The following is a 20408-nucleotide window of genomic DNA, read 5'->3' as shown; positions in this document are numbered from 1 at the left end:
ATATGTGGATGCGGCCATAACCACCAGTGCACCAGATTAAAACCAGACCAGTGCAGCACAAAGGACTACAGGCGCGGAGTAAGCAAATCCTGAGGCAAGTCAATATCGTGGTGAATACCGGCATCGGCCACCTCAATCTGATGCAGATCAGGTGTTTGCAACAACTGGCGGGCGCCAGTATCACCCTGCAGGGCCAATAGTTGCGGCAGGTATTTTCTGGAGAAACCGACCGGGTTGCCTCTGCGGCCAGCATGTACCGGGGCCACCATGTCTTTGCCGTTTTGCAAAGCCTGCCATAGTTTTTGTATGGTATCCGGCTGCACAAAAGGCATATCCGCCAGGGCAATCAGCCAACCGGCACTGCTGGCACTGGCACGTAAGGCCGCTTGCAGTGAATGTGCCATGCCAGCATCGGCATCATCACAAAACACGCATTGCACACCCAGGGCCTGTAGTTGACCGGCCAGGATGTCACTGCCAGGACGCAGCACAGCTACGACCTGTGGCATGGCAGCCAATAGGTTCAGCGCGCTTTGGCTGGCCACGGTCTGGCCATTGTCCAGCGTTTGCAATAATTTGTTTTCGACACCGCTGGCATCAAAACGCCGCCCACGCCCTGCGGCCAGCAAGATTCCTGTCCAGTGAGCGGGCGATGACATGCGTGGAAGAATGTGTGCTAAGCAGCGTCAATCAATTTGGCTTAGGCGCTGCCATAGCAGTAGAAGCGGCTGCCATGCGGGCTTCCAGGACTTTGACATCCATCGCGCCAGGTACACGGGTGCCGTCCACAAAGAATACCGACGGGGTACCCGTCACACGCAATTTTTGGCCCAGAGCATAAATCTTTTCATGTGGCGTATTGCAGTTGGCCGCTGCTTCTGGCGCGGCTTTGCCATGTAACATCCATTCATCCCAAGCCTTGTTGCGGTCAGCGGAACACCAGATATTTTTTGACTTGACCTTGGAATCATCCGCCAAAATGTTATACATGAAGGTATACACCGTCACGTTATCCATGTTCGTCAGGGTCTTGCGGAACTGTTTGCAATAGCCGCAATTAGGGTCTTCAAACACCGCTATCACGCGCTTGCCATCGCCCTTGACCATTTTCAGGGCGGATTCCAGCGGCAGATCAGAAAACTTTATCTTGCTCAAATCATCCGTGCGCTGCTTGGTGTAGTTGGTGCCACTCTTGGAATCCAGCACATTGCCAATAAACAGGTACTGGGCTTTTTCATCGGTATAGATAATCTCGGACCCGATACGCACTTCATACATGCCGGCATACGGTGTCTTGACGACAGAATCCACCTTCACACCTTCACCCAGGCGCGGCTCTACCAGTTTGCGCACACTGGCTTCCACTGCGGTTTCTGTTGCAGCATTGGCCAGCCCGGCAACACCAAATGCCAACATCAACAGCGCTTGTTTTAATATATTCATCACTATCTATCTTTCAATTCATGGTCTGCCAACGAAGGCCATTCTCAATAGTCGCTATTGTATGCGAGCTTGCACACACCTGCATTCAGGCATTCATTTGCCCATGGCGTGGGCAATCAGCTTGCCTTTTATGACCGGTAATTTGTCCAGCAAGTTCAATCCAAAGTCACGTATCAGACGCAATGGCGTCAGATCAGACTCGAACAGGCGCGCCAGGCCATCTGTCGTCAATTGCATCAATAGCACTTCTTCCTTGCGTGCACGCTGATAACGTTCCAGCAAGCGGGCATCACCGCAATCGCGATGGGTTTCGCGTTCTTTGATGGTTTTCAGCAAATCGCGCACATCTGCAAAACCCAGGTTCATACCGTGACCTGCCAGCGGGTGCACCACATGGGCGGCATCACCGATCAATGCCACACGCTGTGCAATCGCACTGTGTGGTCGTATCAGCTTCAGAGGAAAGGCCCGTATCGCCTCTGGCAAAACCGGGCGCAAAGCGCCAAGCGCCTCGGCGCAATACGGCATCAGGCGTTCAATCAAGGCTGACAATGGCTCGCTCATCAAAGTCTGCGCCAGCGCATCGGGGGCCGACCACACCAGCGAAACACGATTGCCTGGCAGTGGCAGCAAGGCGATAATGCCCTGCTCTTGCACAAACCATTGGCGCGCGACGCCATGATGCGGCTTTTCACATTCAAAATTGGTCACCACACCCTGCTGATTATAGGAGCGGTAATCCAGCCCGATGTCGCAAGCCCCACGCACCCAGGACTGCGCACCATCCGCCCCGACCACCAAGGCTGCGCGCAAGATACTGCCATCTTCCAGCACGATATGCGCGCTATCTGCTTCCTGCACCAATTGTTTTGCACGCCCCTGTACCTGCGTCAGGTTTTGGGCAAAGCGCAAAGCCGTATCCAGCGCCTGGTTCAAATTCTTGTCTTCAACTATCCATGCCAACTCATTCGCATGTGCGCCATACGCATCAAAACCCAGCTTGCCTGCGTCCACCTCAGCACCGCCATGCACCTGCATGGCAGTCACAGGCGCAACACGCGACAAATCCAGCGCATCCCACACTTTTAATGAAGACAGCAAATCATGGGCGACGTGGTTCAGCGCATACACACGCACATCCCAGTCTGCAGACACCGGCACTACAGGCGCCGCCGGTGCCACCAACGTCGGCGCACCACCCGCACTCAACAAACTAACCCGCAAGCCCGCCTGCGCAAACCCCAGTGCCGCCGCCTTACCCACCGCACCGCTACCGACGATGCAAATATCTGTGTCGTAAATCTGAGTTGACATAAGCCCACCACCAAAACCCGATAATCACCCCATTATACGGTAAGCCTACCTACCTGCCAGATGTGCCAAATCAAAGCCCTGTCATAGAGAGAAGCAAAGCTTTTATCAGAAAAAGCTTGCAATCCACCCATTTCATCTCTATAATTCTTGGTCTTGGCCTGGTAGCTCAGTCGGTAGAGCAGAGGATTGAAAATCCTTGTGTCGGTGGTTCGATTCCGCCCCGGGCCACCAAGGAATATGTATAAAAAGAAGGGCTTACAGCGATGTAAGCCCTTTTTGCATTGGTCCTTAGTTCTACAAAAAATGATCGAGTTCTACAATTCTTCCATATCATGGTTTATTCGATCAAGAATCTTTCCTGTTCTGATCTTTCGATTCTGCTGAAATTAAGTGCTTCGGAAGAGTAATTCTCACTATCTGATTTTTCACCAAAGTGGAAGCAAGTGTTTTTTCCAATGCTTGAAGTGCGCCGATCATTTCCGCTTCATCCTCAATGAGTGCCTGATGTAATGCCGCAGTAGTAGATTCAATGCGTGCCGATAAATAGGCAGGAACTTTCTTTTCTGCTATATCTAAATTGATTGATCCATTTTGATTGTCGCCTTGCAGCTCGGAAAGAATCCTTTGCAGTTCCTGTGCATCTTTAAAATGCTGCTTTTGCAGATACACCAAATTTCTATATTTTCCCTGTGCAATGAGTATATGGTTCATCGCGTCCACAGAGTGAGGCCGGACCAAAAAAGTTAAAGACTGCATATCTATTGCAAGAGACTCATCAAACTCATGCAGGATTGGACGCATCTGCATCCACAATGGAAGGTTTGGCATCTTTTCCATAACATGCTTCTTATCTTCCAGCACCCCTTGTTTGTAGATCAAGAAAGCATTTATCATCCTTCCCAAGACCATGATCGCGAGATTTCCTGCTGCTACCTGGTCATCTTCTCTCTGACTCTGACGCATATGCCAATTAATATAGAATGCGGCAGCAGCACCGGCAAAAGAGCCGATCAACGCCTTGAGTAAATCTAAAAAAAAGGTATCTGGAAAAACCATACTCCACCCCCTTCAATATTCAATTAATAAGGATTATAAGTCGAAATATGGTGCACACTGACTTACATCACATGGAATAAAAAATCATTTTCGTTGTCGAAAATATGGAGTCACGTCATTTTAATGGCCGAACACGACTCAAAGGCTTGACCAAATCCCCCTTCCGTTCTCGTGTATAAATTTCTGTAGTTGTTCTATTTTTGTGACCAAGCAAGCTTTGAGCATGCGCCAAGTCTTCAGTATCGGTAGCCGCTTTTGCTCGCAAATCGCGAAACTGGAAATTCACACCCGATACCTCCCTAGCTTTATCAAACCGTGAACACATCGCAAAATATGTCAGGCGCTGCCCATCTGGGTCTTGCAGGAATGCATTATTGACCTTGTCACGTGGCTTCGCCAAGATTCGGGAGATTACATCGGCAAGTTCACCTTCAATGGCAATCCTCAATTTTTTACCGGTCTTATTTTTCTTGATGGATAGCTTGCCATCGGCAATATCAGCCACTGTGATTTTCAGCACGTCTGCCGGTCGCTGGCCGGTGCACAAAGCTAAATCCATTGCATCTTGCACTGTCGGGTGCGCCGCCACCCAGACCGCCGCATATTCGTCGTCAGCAACATCCCTGTCACGCGCCCGTTCCTTGAAGCCTTTAATGCCTATGCGTGCCCAGCAGGCACAGACTCAACCATATGCCGATTGTAACTTCCTTAGAAAACCCTTTCTTGACGCCTGCCAGCAGATTGGTCTTCTTTGAGAATACCGCAGCAAAGCGCACCGGTGAACCAGCGTGGGTTCGAGTGGTACTCCACACTGGACTACTAAGCACCAATCCTGTATCTGGAAAAATGTATTAATGAGGGGTAGTAGCAACGGAAGACAGTAAATTCGTACCTGGTGATGGTCGAATATTGAGAGAGACTCGGTTTTAAATTGTAAATATAAATGCAGAGGTTTCAATGCGGGTATTTTTCACGTTAGGCGGAATATATTCAGTCTATCGGACGTCGAACAGGGCACTCCCCAAAAAACTTTTACTGCAACTTTGTATGATTTTATGCTTGCGTCACTTCAGGATGTGTTTGTAGCGTATTGGCAGTCTTCACAAAGGCTTTATCAAATGTCTTAAATCCGCTTTCTTTGGCACTCATTGCAAGATGCAATGCATCTCCAAAATCCATGCCGCCTTCATACCAATGAAGCGCATAAGCTAGGGCATCCAGATTTTGGGGCTTGAAGTTATCCATCCCACACAGCAGCCGAATCGATTTGGCAATTTCCAAGCGGTCACAATCACAGGACTCCAGCACCCAGACCAGTTCCAAAAACACAGTTATCGGTGCAGTACAGGGTTCGGCGCCATGCAAAAGCTTCTCTGCCGCGCTTGCCTGCGCCGGTGAGTCGTTCAACAGGTAGCGAACAAGGATATTTGTATCAAGGGCTATCATTACACTCTATTCCTTACTTGCATCATCCTGCGCCTTCAGCCTTGCCTTGATTCGTGCTTTGATATCAGCATCATCAGGCAAGGTGCGCCCCTTTTTGGCAAGACATCCCCGCACCTCGCGACCAGCAGCTTTAGGGAAAAGGGTTTTCGGTGTCAGCGATATACCAGTTGCGGTAACGCTTATGACAAACTCTGTACCGGGCGGCAAGTGCATATCATCCCGCATTGCTTTTGGGATAACAATTTGCCCTTTGCTGGATAATTTGACGGTTTCCATATTCCACCTCTTTACGGTAAGTCTTAGCATCTTACCGCATGTCCCCCTTGGGGACAAACAACCCACTTAAAACATGAAATTTCATTCTACAAATGAAAATGCTCTGCGTGAACAAAGGCTCTTATGCAAGTTGTTGATTTTCATCATAATTGGCAAGACTTGAAAATCCTTGTGTCGGTGGTCGCGCTAACTCCCGCTCAGCGTTTGCAGCGATCAAAGGAAACTCAGTGGAAGGGACAATCGGTACGCAACCAACACATCACCAACCAACTCAAAGCACAAGTTAACATAGCTGGGGAATGGCAAACCTGAACTAATATTCATTGCACCACACTTATGCTACATTAGAACGTATAGAACAAATAACCGGTACGTACACTTGCGAAGCAGTGTGGGCAATCGTGCCGTAAGAATGGTAAAGCACTGTATTCAGCTAACAACGACGTTGGTAGCGCCAAAGTGATGCAGGAATAATTAAGAGAGGTAATAAGTTGAAAAATCTTCGTCCAATTGCTTTCGTACTAGCAAGTACAAATCACGGGTCCATGTTGGTGAATAGGCATGACTATCGCATGGTTGAAAATGGTGGATACGGTGTTGGTTATCAACTTTTGAACAATTCGGCATTTGATCCTGCTGAAGTTAATACAGCAGTTCAATTATTGCTATCCAGAAAAGCAAATTTTGGCGATGGCGTTGTTGCGATAGACTGCGGCGCAAATATCGGCGTTCACACCATTGAATGGGCGCAGGCCATGTACGGCTGGGGTGATGTCATTGCCTTTGAAGCGCAGGAGAGAATTTATTACGCCTTGGCGGGCAATATAGCGCTGAATAATTGTTTTAATGCAAAAGCTATTTTCGCCGCCGTAGGTTCCGCAAGCGGAGAAATACTAGTGCCAATCCCAAATTATTTTGCGCCTTCAAGCTTCGGAAGTTTAGAGATAAGACAAAATGAAAACACAGAATATATTGGGCAAGACATAGACTATTCTGAAGAAAATTGCACCAGAACGCGCATGATGTCCATTGATGAGCTGGCCTTAAAAAGACTTGATTTCATAAAAATTGATATTGAAGGCATGGAGATGGAAGCATTGACTGGTGCTGAACAATCCATCAAGCAATTCAAGCCTCAATTGCTGATTGAAAAGATCAAGTCGGATGAAGATGAAATACGCGACTTTTTAGAAGAGTATGATTATGAAATATTCAACGTTGGAATTAATTTGTTGGCGGTACACTCAAGCGACCCGGCAGTAAGTCTAATTGTGATTGAGTGAACAGAGTCAAATCTATTGCAGCGACTCACTATACTGCATTAGAACTCGATTCATAAAAAATCAAATAATATCGTCACAAGATGCACATTCAAAGCAGGGGCTTACGTAATGTAAGCCCCTGCTTTGATATCTGAAATTGCCAATCGAATGCCGAAGACGCATGGCAGTAGTTCCCTCCAGTGACTGTCACGTCCATCTACTCACCACCAAATCAAGCCGTAAAAGTATGAATAACTTCAATATCCCCAACAATATTGTCATTCATTAATTCAAGCTCTTCGGCAGGAATCCACCATTCGGTGTGGATGGCGCCGCCAACCGTCTGGATTTGGTAGTTGTCCATAAAAACCTTTTTCACCTGGAAGCGTGTCACATAACCTGTGCCACTGGCTTCTACATTCCAGTCCCTTGCGATCTGTATCGCATAATCGACATTCGTCACGGGATAAAAAATAGGTTGTTCCGGCAAGCGAGGCGGCCATTTTTTGTAGCCGCTGTCACGCACCAGCGCCAGTTCATGCGGACCAGTCGGGCGGTAGAGTGTGATGGTTTCTATCGTTGTATTTTTCATTTTTTGAATGCGCATACCTGAATATCTTGTGTTAATTTTTGATGGTATTCTGGCGCTTGCATATCCCGTACAAGTGGTAAAGACAGATTACTATAGGCCACTTATTTTAAGATTGAAACTAACTTAGTTACAGTTTGAGAATAAGACGTAGTCTCTTGACGAAATATAACAATGCTAGCGGGAAATAACATAGGCAACTGCAACAACAAGGCCTTCGCCGCTTCATTGTCTGGCTCAACTTGCAGCAAGTTTCCCAGCAAAGGTCACGCCTACTCATATTGCTCCATTTGCTCATTGCAGGTAGCTATATCGAACAAGGTGCCGGCGTGGCTGTCGTAGGTGTCTTGGGTGCTCTCAATATAATGCAGGACGGCTACCGCTCTTTGATTGATGCTTGACGATACGACCAGCGTGCTCAATGATACGCTTGCGCCATAAAAATTGCTGACCACCGTCATCCATGACAAAGCCAGTAAACCATAACGAGACAACTTGTATTTCATCCTCCCGGGAGAATCGATGAACAAGATTTTAAAACGCGCGGCGGTCAGCCTGCTGGTGCTGATTGCCTTGGGTTGCACTGCCGCCTATCTTAAAGTACGCAGTTCAGGCCATCCGCAAATCGATGGCGAAATGAAGCTGGCTGGCTTGACGGCAACGGTTAAAGTTCTGCGTGATGAACTGGGTGTCCCGTATATTTTTGCTGCCAATACCCCTGACCTGTTGCGAGCACAAGGTTTTGTCACAGCACAAAACCGGCTCATGCAGATGGAATTATTCCGCGCCACCTGGCGTGGTGAACTGTCTGCCAGCCTGGGTGCAGAAACCTTGCCCAGCGACATACGCATGCGCGTACTAGGTATACGCCGCAATGGCGAACGCCATGCCGAAAAACTGAGTCCGGAATCCAAAGCTTTCTTCCAGTATTACGTCGATGGTATCAACGCTTATATCAGGGCGTATCCGGATGAACATCCGATAGAACTGAAAGCCCTTGGCCTGGTGCCGCAGCCCTGGCAGGTAGCTGATCTGATCGCGCTGGTGCACTATGTGCATTACACCCATTCAACCAATTTCAAGGCTGAAGTCGTCGCGCAAAAACTGATCGATCACTTGGGCATGCAACGCGCCCGTGAGATTTTTCCGCTCACCATCAATCCTGACTGGAAAAATCCTGCCCCCACTCCGTCAACTAGTACCACTACGCCGCAGGCCCAGTCAGTGCAACTGAACCTGGCCTGGAAAGATTTGAACATCGCGCCAGAAACTCTGAACCATCAGGGGCTGGGATCGAACAACTGGGCGGTCGGGCCTTCACGTTCGCAATCCGGCAAGGCCATGGTCGCCAATGACCCGCATCTGGACAATCGCATCTTGCCTGGCACCTGGCACCCGGTAGGCTTGTTCACACCAGAGATACAGGCAGTGGGTGCAGCCCTGCCCGGCATGCCGGGGATTTTGGTAGGGCGCAACAAGCATGTGGCATTTGGTGTGACCAATGCCTATGGCGATGTGCAGGACTTGTATGTAGAAACCATAGATCCTGCCAACAAAGACCATTATATGGATGGTGGGCGCAGCGTGCCTTTCACTGTCATCAATGAAAGCATACGCATCAAGGATAAAAGTGCGCTGGGTGGATTTACCGAGCAGGCTTTGAAAATACGCTTTACCAAACGCGGACCTGTCGTTACTGATCACCCTGGCCTTGGCCCCAAGGGCGACAAATTGCTGGTCTTGCGCTCTACCGACGCCGAAGTTTTCGCCCCGCAAATCGGTATTGAAGGTTTGCTGACTGCTGCCAATGTCCAAGACTTTGACAAGGAAGTGCAGAAGATAGATTTGATGATGTTCAATTTTGTGTTTGGTGATGATCAGGGTAACATTGCCCACAGGGCGACCGGCGCGGTGCCGATACGTAGCGGGGCCGATGGCGGATTCCCGCGCCTGCCACCGGCTGATGGCAGCGATGACTGGACCGCCTTCATTCCCAAAGACAAAATGCCCGGCATGTTCAACCCGGAACGCGCCTGGGTGGGCACGGCCAATCATGACACGCGTCCCGAAGGTTTTCCCTGGTATTACACCAACTATGTGTCACCCAACTATCGTTATACGCGCATAGGACAAGTACTGGGTGCCACACAAAAAATGACAGTGGAAGACCACTGGAAGCTGATGCATGATGACCGCAATTTACAGTCGGATATACTGCGCCCCGCCCTGATTGCCACACTGGAAAACGACCCGGCCAACAAAGACCTGGCTGTCATTCTGAAAAACTGGGATGGCAGGGACAATGCCGATCTGGCGGCACCACTGGTTTACCAGGCGCTGTATCGTGAAACCGTGATAGGCACTTTCACAGATGAACTGGGGGAAGAGGTGGCGAAAGACATGCTGTCCACCTGGTATTTCTGGCAGCAGCGTTTTGACGCTCTGCTGGCTACCCCAGACTCGATCTGGTTCGACGATGTCCGTACCCCCAACAAGCGCGAAACGCTGGCAGATGTGATACGTGCAGCAGCACCACGTGCACGTGCCAGCCTGGAAGCCCTGCAGGGCAAAGATACCGCCAACTAGCGCTGGGGCAAGGCCCATACCGTGCGCTTCGTCAGCCCCTTGCGCCGCAACGGTGCCGGGCAGGAATTGCTGGGTGGTTTTACCGTAGAACGTTCAGGCAGCGGTGAAACCGTAAGCCGTGGGGTCTACGATTTCCAGAAACCCTATGAAGCGAATTTTTTCGCCTCGATGCAGGTCATCGTTGATTTTGGGGATAGCGATAAAATTGAAGCCGCCCTCGCTGGCGGTGTCAGTGAAAGGCATTTCCAGCCACATCAAAATGATATGGCAAAACTATGGGCACAAAACCAGCATCGCCCTTGGTGGTTTGCCAGCAAGCAGGTGGAAGCGCATGCAAGCAATCGACAAACCCTGGTGCCATAATTGTTCATACACTGAAAAGAACGGGCAACTTGCCACGAGTTGTCCGTTTTATTTTCTGGTTTAAGAACGTGTTTACGATCTGTAGCGAGCGAGCGTACGTGCATCAGCGGGGTAAGGGTAACAAAAGCGCCGCGCAAAAAACGGAATGTACTGTAGTACATGAGCATTTTGATGCAGCGCATGAGCCCCGCGTGGTATCTGATTGCGCCCGCGCTTAAGATCGTGAACAGGTTCTCAGATCAAATCTGCACTGGCCTGTTTTTGCCGGATGATTTTGGCGTGGCGATGGCGTGCCCGCAAACGCTTGTTGGTGACGACATGGCCAACGGTCTCGCCTATCACCATGGCAACGCCCAGCAATGGCAAGACCAGCATCAAGCCCGGCACGCCTGCCAGCTCACCGCCGACAAAAATCATCAGCACCGAAATCAGCGGATGCATATGCAGGCTGCGCCCCAGCGTCAGTGGCATGAAGATGAAATCATCCAGCAAACGCACCATGACAAAGACGGCAATTGCGCCATAAGCCAGCAAGGGTACATCAGGCGCATCAGTGGCGGCCACCAGCACCACCATGATGCATCCCATCACCGAGCCGACAAATGGCACCCAGGCCAGGATGGCCGATATCAGCGCCAGCAGCAATGGTGAAGACATGCCTATCATCCACAAACCCAGAGCGAGGATGACAGTGTCGATGACCGTCAGCTTCAGCAAACCCTGGAAATAACGACGTGCGGTCTGGTCGACTTCATACATCAGGTATAAAGTCTCTTCAAAAAAAGCATTCGGCACGGCGCGGGCCAGGAAATGCTTGAACTTGCGGCCATCGCGCAAAAAAAAGAAAGTCAGGAAAGGCGTCAGGAAAATAACTGGCAAAAAACTCGCCACGGACATCAGGATATTCGCTGCATATTGCTGGGCAAAATTATCAGTATTGGCTGCCATCCAGGCATTCACGGTATCGCGGGCATGTGCCTTGCGTAAGATCGATAAATTAGCTTCCAGGGTCTGCATGGTGTTGCGCACAAACTGCAAGCCGCCATCCACATAATGCGTCAACAGTTCTTGCAATGAGCCCATGCGGGTGGCGAAAGTGGTCATCGCATAGCCAAGCACCACACCCATGATGATGAAAAACAATCCACCTACCAGCATGGCAGCCGTTTCACGCGGTATGCCAAACAGGGTAAGGCGCGACACTGCCGGTATCAGGATGTAGTACAGTATCATCGCCAGCAGGAAGGGGACCACCAGCCACAATACCTTCGGCAGTAGAAAGAGCAGCAGACAGGTAGCAGTCAGCACGCCCAGCCAGACTACGGGGCCAGATTCGCGTTGATTCACAGTGCCTCGATACGTGTTGAGTCTGCCATGGAATCGCGCAGGCGACGGCTGATCAAGCGTGCCAGTTCCAGCGATATCTTGTAACCGATCACGGCGTTGGTTTCCAGCAGTGAGCTGAAGTCGGCCCGGAAAAACACGGCCACATCACAATTTTCGGCGGCGCGTGCCTGGGCACTGCGCGGTGAATTGTCCAGCAGGGCGACATCACCAAAGAAGTTACCAGCTGCCAATTCGGCAATCACATCGGTGATGACGGCATTGTCCTGCTCACGGGTACGACAGATGTGAATCCTGCCAGACAGAAGGATATATAAAGCCTGCCCTTCCTCGCCTTCGTCAAAAATCACCTCATTGGCGAGGTAGTGACGGTCGTGCAGCATGCCATCGATAATCTTCAATTCACGCGGGCTGAGGGTAGAAAAGAGCGCCACCCCTGACAAACGCCGCAGGCGATCAGATTGTTGCGATTGTTTTATCCAGCCAAGTGCCACTATGCCCCCGATGATGGTCAATGATGTGAATTTGCTGCCTGCTCAGGCGATAATTTGCCCCTAGGCTTGCCAGAAAGGCAGTATCTCGCAGGTTTACGCCCTGATTTGGCAATTTTTATAGCAGTTTTATCCAGATTATGCGGTAAGGCGGATTAATTTCCCATGAAAATTTGATTTTCCTGTCGCCTTAATCGAGGCAGCAAACTGACACGGCAGCGTACTGATACGGTTTGTCCTATGACAATGAGGCCATTCGCCGTCTGACTCCACCGGACTCCATCGCCGGTCTCATACGAATTTCAACTATCCAGATTCCATTTTCAACATAGACCTTTAACACATAAGCTATCGCAGATTTGTTCGTGTACGTGCTGGGCAGGCAATGTAATACTGATTTTCCACATTGTCTTCAACATCAGGTTCACCATGTCTTTTGCCTTGCACCGACAAGCCACGCCCACTTCATCCAGCGATCAGCACGACAACCTGCTTGCTGTCGCAACGGCGTTGGCCCATCGCCTGGCAAGCACTGCCGTGGAACGTGATCGCGTCGGCGGCCATGCCCAGCAGGAGCGAGAATGGATACGTGATTCCGGCTTGCTGACTTTATCCATACCGCGCGAATTCGGCGGGCAAGGTGCAGACTGGCCGGTGGTCTTTCAGGTCATACGTGTGCTGGCAAAAGCTGATAGTGCGCTGGCCCACGTGTTTGCCTTTCATCACTTGCAGTTGGCCGGCATACAACTGTATGGCAATGCGCAGCAACAGCGCAGCCTGTTGACCGCAACGGTGGAACAGCGACTGTTCTGGGGTAATGCGCTCAATCCGCTGGACCAAAGAACAACCGCAAAAAAGACTGAGGATGGCTATCTGTTAAATGGCATCAAGAGTTTTTCATCTGGCTCTGTCGGTGCTGACTGGCTGACGATTTCAGCCTGGGATATCGCCACTGAAAGTGCATTGATCGCAGTGATACCCAGCAAACAGAAAGGTATTGCCATACAGGCTGACTGGGATGCCTTTGGTCAAAAACAAACTGACAGCGGCAATGTGCATTTTGATGATGTCTTGCTTCCAACCGAACTGATATTGCAGCCGGCAGGGCAAAGCCCCACTCCACAGGCAACATTGCGCTCGCAAGTTGCGCAGCTCATTATGGCGAATCTATATCTGGGAATTGGCCTGGGTGCATTTGACAGTGCCCGCCAGTACACGCAAGAACAATCGAGAGCATGGTTTGCCGCCGCTGTCGATAAAGCGACTGAAGACCCTTTCATACAGCATCGCTATGGCGAATTATGGTTGCTGTTACGCCCGGCAGTGGTACTGGCAGATCAGGCGGCGCTGGCGCTGGAACAGGCATTTCGCCAGGGGCCACTGGTCACTGCAGAAACCCGAGGGGCACTGGCCATCTCGGTAGCGGAAGCAAAATGCCTGGCACACCGTGCCGGTATCGAGGTCAGTTCGCAAATGTTTGAATTGACAGGTGCACGTTCGACTTCGGCACGTTACGGCTATGACCGTTACTGGCGTAATGTCAGGGTACATACCCTGCATGACCCTATCGATTACAAATTGCGTGATCTTGGTCGCTTTGTACTGAATGGCAGTTTCCCTGAACCCACGGCCTATTCCTGAATGGTACCGATAGTGAACGCCCCCATCATACAAATCAAGTCTGTCAGCAAGGCATTTCCACTGGCAGATGGTACACTTTTCCAGGCGGTCAAATCTGTCAGCCTGGACATTGCCCAGGGTGATATCTACGGTTTGATAGGAAAAAGCGGCGCAGGAAAGTCGACACTGCTGCGCCTGATCAATTTACTCGAACGCCCGGATAGCGGCGAAGTCATCGTCGCCGACCAGGAACTCACCAGACTAAGCAAGACCGAGCTACGAATAGCCAGGCAAAACATAGGTATGATTTTCCAGCAATTCAACCTGCTGCAAAACGCCACTGTGTTTGAGAATGTCGCCTTCCCATTGAGGATACATACAAAGCAAAGCAAACAGGCAATTGCACTGCGTGTTGCCGAATGCCTGGACATCGTCGGCCTCGCCAACAAGGCAGACAGTTACCCGGCACAATTATCAGGCGGGCAAAAACAACGCGTAGCGATTGCCCGTGCGCTGGCCAGCAAACCCAATGTTGTCTTGTGCGATGAACCAACCTCTTCCCTGGATGCCGAAACCACCCGTGAAGTGCTGGATACCTTGCGCGATATCAATCAGCGCCTGGGAGTCAGCATCGTCATCGTCAGTCATGAGCTGTCAGTACTCAGTACCATCTGTAACAAGGTGGCCGTAATAGAAGATGGTGGAATTGCCGAGAGTTTTTCGCTGGCAGATACCGGCGTGTTGCGCAAAACGGCACTTGGTCGTGAACTAGCCTTTCATGGCCAGGAAGCGGGCAGCAATGCGCAGTGGAAGGAATTAAACCATGCTTGAAAACCTGATTTCACTGTTGCCTGAATTGGGCACGGCTATCTTGCAGACTTTCACCATGCTGGCCATAGGCCTGACTGCCGCAGTGGTGATAGGTGGCCCTTTGGGTATTCTTCTTTTTCTGGTAGCGGATGGGCAGTCACTACAAAACCGCCCACTGGCCGTCGTCTTGGGGTGGTTGGTGAATACCATACGTTCCTTCCCCTTCATCATTTTGCTGGTGGCGCTGGTACCGTTCACGCGCTTGCTGGTCGGCACATCAATTGGCCCACTAGCAGCAGCCGTGCCCTTGTCGATTGCTGCCATCCCTTACTTCGCCCGTTTGGTGGAACAGAATTTTCGTGAAGTACCACGCGGCGTGATTGAAGCAGCGCATGCCATGGGCGCGTCAGAGCTACAAATCATTCTTCGCGTCTTGCTGGTGGAAGCGCGCAGTGGCCTGGTATTGGCTCTGACCGTACTGGCGATCAGCTTCCTGTCGTATTCCGCAGTTGCCGGTGTGGTAGGTGGCGGCGGTATTGGTGACCTGGCGATTCGCTACGGTTATTACCGTTTCCAGACGGATGTCATGTTTATCACCGTGGCGCTGCTGATTGCACTGGTGCAGCTCATACAATTTACCGGGAACCGCGTTGCGCGTGCTCTCGACAAACGCTAATTACCTATTTTCCAAAAGGACTTCATCATGTACCGTCGCCCATTGTTACTCAGCGCACTTGCTCTTGCACTCACCACTTCCCTGGTCTCACCTGCCTTTGCCAAAGACCCGAAAGAACTGGTCATCGGTACTAGTGCAGGGCCGTATGCGGACCAGGTAAAACTGGGTATCAAACCGATACTGGAAAAACAGGGTTACAAAGTCAAGGTGGTGGAATTCAATGACTATATCCAGCCTAACTTCGCCCTGGCGGAAGGCGCGCTGGATGCAAATGCCTTCCAGCACATCATCTACCTCAAGAAATTCTCGACCGACAATAAACTGGCACTGTCAGAACTGATCAAGGTACCGACCGCACCCATCGCCATCTACAGCAAGAAGCATAAATCATTGAATGAAGTCAAGGAAGGCAGCACGATCGCCCTGCCCAATGACCCGACCAACCAGGCGCGGGCGCTGGTATTGCTGGATCAGTTGGGCTGGATCAAATTGCGGGCAAATATAGACCCGATACGTGCATCTGAAAAAGATGTAGCTGACAATCTGAAGAAGATCAAACTGATACCACTGGAAGCCGCGCAACTGCCGCGCTCGCTGGAAGATACGGACTTTTCTTTTGTAAATGGTAATTTCGCCCTGGCATCAGGCTTGAAACTGAATGATGCACTGGCACGCGAAAAAATCTCGGCCAACTATCAAAACCTGGTCGCCATACGTACCGAAGACAAAAGCAAACCCTGGGTAAAAGACCTGGAAGCCGCCTATCGCTCCAAAGAATTTCTGGAGGTGACCAACAAGCATTTCGCCGGGTTTTCCAAACCTGATTATCAGCAGGCGCTTGAAGTTGCGGCGAAATAAGTACGGCAATACGGCCATGACAAAAAAGCTGATACGTTTCAATGCCTTCCAGATGAACACGGTTGGGCATCAATCGCCCGGTATGTGGCGTCATCCCAGGGACAATAGTCATCAATATACCAGTGCCGAACACTGGACCGAACTGGCACGCCTGCTGGAATATGGTTTGTTTGATGCAGTCTTCCTGGCGGATGTACTGGGTGTATATGACGTGTACGCAGGCGATACCGATGCAGCATTGCGCCATGCCATACAGGTACCGCTGAATGACCCCTTGGCGCTGGTACCCATCATGGCCGCTGTCACCAAGCATCTGGGCTTTGGCGTGACCTGTGCATTGACCTATGAACACCCGTACACCTTTGCCCGCCGCATCTCTACCCTCGACCATCTGACGCAGGGGCGCATAGGCTGGAATATCGTGACGGGTTATCTGGACAGTGCTGCCAGAAATCTGGGTCTGCAACAGCAACTCAGCCATGATGAACGCTATGATCTGGCGGATGAGTATATGGAAGTGGTCTACAAGCTGTGGGAAAAAAGTTGGGATGAGCAGGCCGTGGTACGCGATAAAGCGCGTGGCATATATACCGACCCGGCGCATGTGCATGCCATCCATCACCATGGCAAATACTATACGGTGCCCGGTATACATTTGTCTGAGCCTTCACCGCAAAGAACGCCGTTGCTGTTCCAGGCAGGCAATTCTGCACGCGGCACCGCCTTTGCTGCACAACACGCCGAATGCACTTTCGTCAGCGGACCCAGCAAGCAAGTGGTCAAACGCTATGTCGATGATACCCGCGCTGCATTGAAGGCTGCCGGGCGTCAGGCTGACGATGTGTACATCTATGCGCAAGCCTTGATCATCACGGCAGAAAACAGCGCTGCTGCACACGCCAAATATCAAGATTACCGCCAATACATCGATATCGATGCGTCACTGGCCCTGCTGTCCGGCTGGACTGGTGTTGATTTTTCCAGGCTGCCACTGGATGCAAGCATCGACTACATAGAATCTGAAGCGGGTCGCTCTGCGCTGGCTTCATTCAGTTCTGCCGATCCGGACAAAAAATGGACCGTGCGCGAAGCCGCAGAATTTATCGCCCTCGGTGGTCGCGGGCCAGTATTTGTAGGTGATGCAAAAGAAGTGGCAGATCAACTGGAAGCATGGCTGGATGAAACCGGCATCGACGGTTTCAACCTGACTTTCGCACTGGCACATGAAACCATCAGGGATGTCGTGCACGTCATCGTGCCGGAACTGCAGCGACGCGGGCGTTATAAGACGCGTTACAGCACCGGCACTTTGCGTCAGCAATTATTCCAGCGCGGGCCACGCCTGCCAGCAAATCACATAGGCAGAAATACACAGATCAATCCCCCACTGGCTGATGCTGCCTAGTCTGGCATTGCATCACCGCTAAAACACAACACGATCTTCGAGGAAAACCATGAAACGTCGCCATTTCTTACAACTGACATCTGTTGCGGCAACCGCCGGCATCACGGCCCTGCCATCTCTTGCCCATGCCACATCCACACTCAAGGAATTACGACTGGACTATGCCTACTATTCCCCCACCAGCCTGGTATTGCGCCGCTTTGGCTGGCTGGAAGAAGAATTCAAGGCTGATGGCACGAATATCAAATGGGTACTGAGCGCTGGCAGTAACCGCGCCCTCGAATACTTGAATGCAAACAGCCTGGACATAGGCTCGACTGCCGGGCTGGCGGCCTTGCTGGCCAAGGCCAATGGCAACCCTATCAAGACGCCGTATATTTTTTCACGTCCTGAATGGACGGCACTGGTAGTACGCAAGGATTCTGCAATCCGCAGCCTGGCAGATTTGAAAGGAAAAAAAGTCGCGGCCACCAAGGGCACCGATCCGTATCTGTTTTTACTGCGTGCCCTGAAAACCGCAGGCCTGAAACGTGCCGACATTGAACACGTCAGCCTGCAACATGCCGATGGTCGCGCTGCACTGGAACAAGGCAAGGTGGATGCCTGGGCTGGCCTCGACCCTCACATGGCCGCCAGTGAACTGGAAGCCAATTCACGCCTGATTTATCGGAATGTCGCCTTTAATACCTATGGCTTTTTGAACGTACGCGAAGACTTCCTGAACAATCACGGCGCAGAAGTGAGCCGTGTGCTGCGCGCTTACGAAAGAGCGCGCGCCTGGGTACGCAACAATCCTTCCGATGCAGCAAAAATTTTATCTGAAGAAGCCAAAGTCAGCTTACCGGTCGCCTTGCTGCAAATCAAATTGCGCAGCGATTTCAGCCATGCCCTGCCATCGGCTGAACATATACAGGCTTTGCAGGTGGCTGCACCGATCTTGCAGGATGAAGGCCTGGTGAAGCCGGGGGTTGATCTGAGCCGTACCATACGCGATCTGATTGATACGCGCTTTGCCCAAAATCTGATCTTGGCCTAAATACACCAACACACCAACACACCAACACACTCGCAATTTAATCATGCCATCGCCCAGCGTCACTCTCATTGCGGATACACCTGCTGATACAACTACCAGCAGGCCACGAGCCGTCACGCCGGCCACATCGGCCACGCTAGGTTTTTTGTTGGGCCTGATACTACCGTTTGCTTTGATAGTGCTGGCCGAAGTCAGTGTCAGTCATGGATGGATTGCTGCCAATCTATTGCCTGCCCCCAGCGAGATTTTCACGACCATCGTCCATCTGGGGCAACAAGGTTTGCTTACGCACATAGGCGTCAGTACGCTACGGGTGGCTATAGGTTTTGTCGCCGGTGCCGGTCTGGCGGTAGTGACTGGCTCACTGGTTGGTTTAAGTGCACGTATGGAGGCGCTGCTTGATCCCAGCTTTCAGGCCTTGCGTGCCATTCCCTCGCTGGCATGGGTGCCCCTGCTCTTGCTGTGGCTGGGGATTGATGAAGCGCCCAAACTGGTGTTGATAGGAATAGGCGCGTTTTTCCCGGTGTACATGGGTGTGGTTGCGGGCATACGCGGGGTAGACCGGCGTCTGATAGAAGTAGGCAAGCTATATCACTTGTCAACCGTCGCCATGATCAGACGCATACTGTTGCCAGCAGCCTTGCCAGCCATTATCACCGGCTTGCGCAATGGACTTAGCCTGGCCTGGATGTTTATGGTGGCGGCAGAACTGATTGCCGCCAGTCAGGGTCTGGGCTACCTGTTGACGGATGGCCGCGAAACCAGCCGGGCCGACATCGTACTGGCAGCCATCGCCATCCTCGCCGTGCTGGGCAAATGCAGCGACTGGCTGATGCAAAGGCTGGAATCGCATCTGCTGGCCTGGCGCGATACCTATCAGCCGGGGAAATAAGATGCAGCCGCTATTGAAAGTGCGCATTGACAAGAAAAGCTATGGTACCCGCACCGTACTGAAAAATCTTCAGCTTGGTGTCCGGCAGGGTGACATTGTCAGCCTGATCGGTGCCAGTGGTTGCGGCAAGAGTACGCTGCTATCCATCATTGCAGGTCTCGATACCAGTCACGATGGCTATGTGGAACTGGCAGGCAAGCGCAGCACAGGCGTCAACCCGGATATCGGCTTTATCTTTCAGGAGCCACGCTTGTTCCCGTGGCTGACGGTAGAACAAAATATTGCCTTTAACGCCAGCGACGTTGACCGGGCGCGCGCCAGCGTCGCCCGACTATTGGCTGAAGTGGGCATGCATGGTTATGAACATGCCTTGCCCAAGCAGTTATCAGGTGGTCAGGCACAACGCGTGGCAATCGCCCGTGGATTATTTTCCAGCCCCAAACTATTGCTGCTGGATGAGCCTTTTTCTGCCGTGGATGCGTTTACCCGCATGAAATTGCAGGATTTGCTGATCAATATCGCCCAGGAGCATGGCCTGACCATCTTGCTGGTTACCCATGACATCGATGAAGCCCTGTATCTGAGCGACCGCATCGTGTTGATGGACCAGGCTACGGCAAGCCTGCACCAGGAATTTGAGGTAGTGCTGCAAAGGCCACGCAACCGTGCGGAAACGGCCACATCACAATTGAAAGTAGCTATTCTGGATAGCTTGCATGCAGCGCATGTATTCTAAAAAACATTGCCTGCAGCAATAAAATAGCAATAACACAAATACGATCCGGCAAAAGTATTTTGCTGCTTTGCAAAGAAAAAGTGCATATTTTTGCAATCCTGCCCATCAATTGGTAGGATTAGTCTTTTACGAACGAATTTGCTGTTCGTTCCTGCATGTGAATGATGTCATGAATACATATTAATACTTTCAGGCAACAATACAT

Annotated in this window: 20 protein-coding genes, 1 tRNA gene and 1 pseudogene; 11 read left to right on the top strand and 11 right to left on the bottom strand. The window is 51.2% G+C overall.

What is annotated here, in order from left to right:
- Positions 1-65: 65 nt before the first annotated feature.
- The 3 genes from ACO0LM_RS26125 to ACO0LM_RS26115 all read right to left on the bottom strand — a co-directional run bounded on the left by ACO0LM_RS26125 (position 66) and on the right by ACO0LM_RS26115 (position 2757).
- Positions 66-659: a nucleotidyltransferase family protein gene (locus ACO0LM_RS26125; RefSeq protein ID WP_423041453.1), complete on the bottom strand. Its 594-nt coding sequence runs from the start codon at positions 657-659 to the stop codon at positions 66-68.
- 31 nt (positions 660-690) lie between these two features.
- Positions 691-1443 (bottom strand): DsbC family protein, encoded by a 753-nt coding sequence (locus ACO0LM_RS26120; RefSeq protein ID WP_423041451.1) that lies wholly within the window; start codon positions 1441-1443, stop codon positions 691-693.
- Between the two features lie 93 nt (positions 1444-1536).
- Entirely contained in the window at positions 1537-2757 is a 1221-nt protein-coding gene (locus tag ACO0LM_RS26115; RefSeq protein ID WP_423041449.1) for an FAD-dependent monooxygenase, read from the bottom strand.
- A gap of 155 nt (positions 2758-2912) precedes the next feature.
- On the opposite strand from ACO0LM_RS26115, the gene ACO0LM_RS26110 reads away from it, so the two are divergent.
- Positions 2913-2988: transfer RNA gene (locus ACO0LM_RS26110), tRNA-Phe, on the top strand.
- Positions 2989-3102: 114 nt separating this feature from the next.
- Here the strand turns inward: ACO0LM_RS26110 and ACO0LM_RS26105 are convergent.
- The 4 genes from ACO0LM_RS26105 to ACO0LM_RS26090 all read right to left on the bottom strand — a co-directional run bounded on the left by ACO0LM_RS26105 (position 3103) and on the right by ACO0LM_RS26090 (position 5535).
- Positions 3103-3813: a hypothetical protein gene (locus ACO0LM_RS26105; protein ID WP_423041447.1), complete on the bottom strand. Its 711-nt coding sequence runs from the start codon at positions 3811-3813 to the stop codon at positions 3103-3105.
- Positions 3814-3928: 115 nt separating this feature from the next.
- Positions 3929-4372, bottom strand: coding sequence for a tyrosine-type recombinase/integrase (locus ACO0LM_RS26100; RefSeq protein WP_423041445.1), 444 nt, complete (start codon positions 4370-4372; stop codon positions 3929-3931).
- Between the two features lie 494 nt (positions 4373-4866).
- Positions 4867-5259 carry a type II toxin-antitoxin system VapC family toxin gene (locus ACO0LM_RS26095; protein ID WP_423041443.1) on the bottom strand — a complete coding sequence of 131 codons (393 nt, stop codon included), beginning with the start codon at positions 5257-5259 and terminating at the stop codon, positions 4867-4869.
- A gap of 6 nt (positions 5260-5265) precedes the next feature.
- Positions 5266-5535 carry an AbrB/MazE/SpoVT family DNA-binding domain-containing protein gene (locus tag ACO0LM_RS26090; protein WP_423041441.1) on the bottom strand — a complete coding sequence of 90 codons (270 nt, stop codon included), beginning with the start codon at positions 5533-5535 and terminating at the stop codon, positions 5266-5268.
- A 491-nt stretch (positions 5536-6026) separates the two neighbouring features.
- Here ACO0LM_RS26090 and ACO0LM_RS26085 point away from each other — a divergent pair, with 491 nt between their 5' ends.
- A complete protein-coding gene (locus ACO0LM_RS26085) occupies positions 6027-6818 on the top strand; it encodes an FkbM family methyltransferase (RefSeq protein ID WP_423041439.1) in 792 nt (263 codons plus the stop codon).
- A 211-nt stretch (positions 6819-7029) separates the two neighbouring features.
- Here ACO0LM_RS26085 and ACO0LM_RS26080 read toward each other — a convergent pair whose 3' ends face one another.
- Both ACO0LM_RS26080 and ACO0LM_RS26075 read right to left on the bottom strand, forming a co-directional pair.
- A complete protein-coding gene (locus ACO0LM_RS26080; RefSeq protein ID WP_423041437.1) occupies positions 7030-7404 on the bottom strand; it encodes a hypothetical protein in 375 nt (124 codons plus the stop codon).
- Positions 7405-7658: 254 nt separating this feature from the next.
- A complete protein-coding gene (locus ACO0LM_RS26075; RefSeq protein WP_423041435.1) occupies positions 7659-7880 on the bottom strand; it encodes a hypothetical protein in 222 nt (73 codons plus the stop codon).
- A 28-nt stretch (positions 7881-7908) separates the two neighbouring features.
- Between ACO0LM_RS26075 and ACO0LM_RS26070 the strand changes: the two are divergent.
- A pseudogene (locus ACO0LM_RS26070) lies at positions 7909-10335 on the top strand (penicillin acylase family protein).
- Between the two features lie 234 nt (positions 10336-10569).
- On the opposite strand, the gene ACO0LM_RS26065 reads toward ACO0LM_RS26070, so the two are convergent.
- Both ACO0LM_RS26065 and ACO0LM_RS26060 read right to left on the bottom strand, forming a co-directional pair.
- Positions 10570-11682 carry an AI-2E family transporter gene (locus tag ACO0LM_RS26065; protein WP_423041433.1) on the bottom strand — a complete coding sequence of 371 codons (1113 nt, stop codon included), beginning with the start codon at positions 11680-11682 and terminating at the stop codon, positions 10570-10572.
- Entirely contained in the window at positions 11679-12194 is a 516-nt protein-coding gene (locus tag ACO0LM_RS26060; RefSeq protein WP_423041431.1) for a cyclic nucleotide-binding domain-containing protein, read from the bottom strand. The genes ACO0LM_RS26065 and ACO0LM_RS26060 overlap by 4 nt, the downstream gene beginning before the upstream one ends.
- A 405-nt stretch (positions 12195-12599) precedes the next feature.
- On the opposite strand from ACO0LM_RS26060, the gene ACO0LM_RS26055 reads away from it, so the two are divergent.
- The 8 genes from ACO0LM_RS26055 to ACO0LM_RS26020 are packed head-to-tail and all read left to right on the top strand — an operon-like array spanning position 12600 to position 20203.
- Entirely contained in the window at positions 12600-13811 is a 1212-nt protein-coding gene (locus ACO0LM_RS26055) for an acyl-CoA dehydrogenase family protein (protein ID WP_423041429.1), read from the top strand.
- A complete protein-coding gene (locus ACO0LM_RS26050) occupies positions 13812-14621 on the top strand; it encodes a methionine ABC transporter ATP-binding protein (RefSeq protein WP_423041427.1) in 810 nt (269 codons plus the stop codon).
- Positions 14614-15276, top strand: a complete 663-nt coding sequence (locus tag ACO0LM_RS26045) for a methionine ABC transporter permease (RefSeq protein ID WP_423041425.1) — start codon at positions 14614-14616, stop codon at positions 15274-15276. Before ACO0LM_RS26050 ends, ACO0LM_RS26045 begins: the two co-directional genes overlap by 8 nt.
- Positions 15277-15303: 27 nt before the next feature.
- Positions 15304-16134, top strand: a complete 831-nt coding sequence (locus ACO0LM_RS26040; protein ID WP_423041423.1) for a MetQ/NlpA family ABC transporter substrate-binding protein — start codon at positions 15304-15306, stop codon at positions 16132-16134.
- Between the two features lie 16 nt (positions 16135-16150).
- Positions 16151-17539, top strand: coding sequence for an LLM class flavin-dependent oxidoreductase (locus ACO0LM_RS26035; protein WP_423041421.1), 1389 nt, complete (start codon positions 16151-16153; stop codon positions 17537-17539).
- Positions 17540-17588: 49 nt separating this feature from the next.
- A complete protein-coding gene (locus tag ACO0LM_RS26030; protein ID WP_423041419.1) occupies positions 17589-18575 on the top strand; it encodes an aliphatic sulfonate ABC transporter substrate-binding protein in 987 nt (328 codons plus the stop codon).
- A 43-nt stretch (positions 18576-18618) separates the two neighbouring features.
- Positions 18619-19467 (top strand): ABC transporter permease, encoded by an 849-nt coding sequence (locus ACO0LM_RS26025; RefSeq protein ID WP_423041417.1) that lies wholly within the window; start codon positions 18619-18621, stop codon positions 19465-19467.
- A gap of 1 nt (position 19468) precedes the next feature.
- Positions 19469-20203, top strand: coding sequence for an ABC transporter ATP-binding protein (locus tag ACO0LM_RS26020; RefSeq protein ID WP_423041415.1), 735 nt, complete (start codon positions 19469-19471; stop codon positions 20201-20203).
- Positions 20204-20408: the final 205 nt, after the last annotated feature.

The organism is Undibacterium sp. Di26W, from assembly GCF_049340265.1.
Lineage (GTDB): Bacteria > Pseudomonadota > Gammaproteobacteria > Burkholderiales > Burkholderiaceae_D > Undibacterium.
Note: the sequence above shows the minus strand (reverse complement) of the source record. Positions and strands in the feature narration are given on the sequence as shown.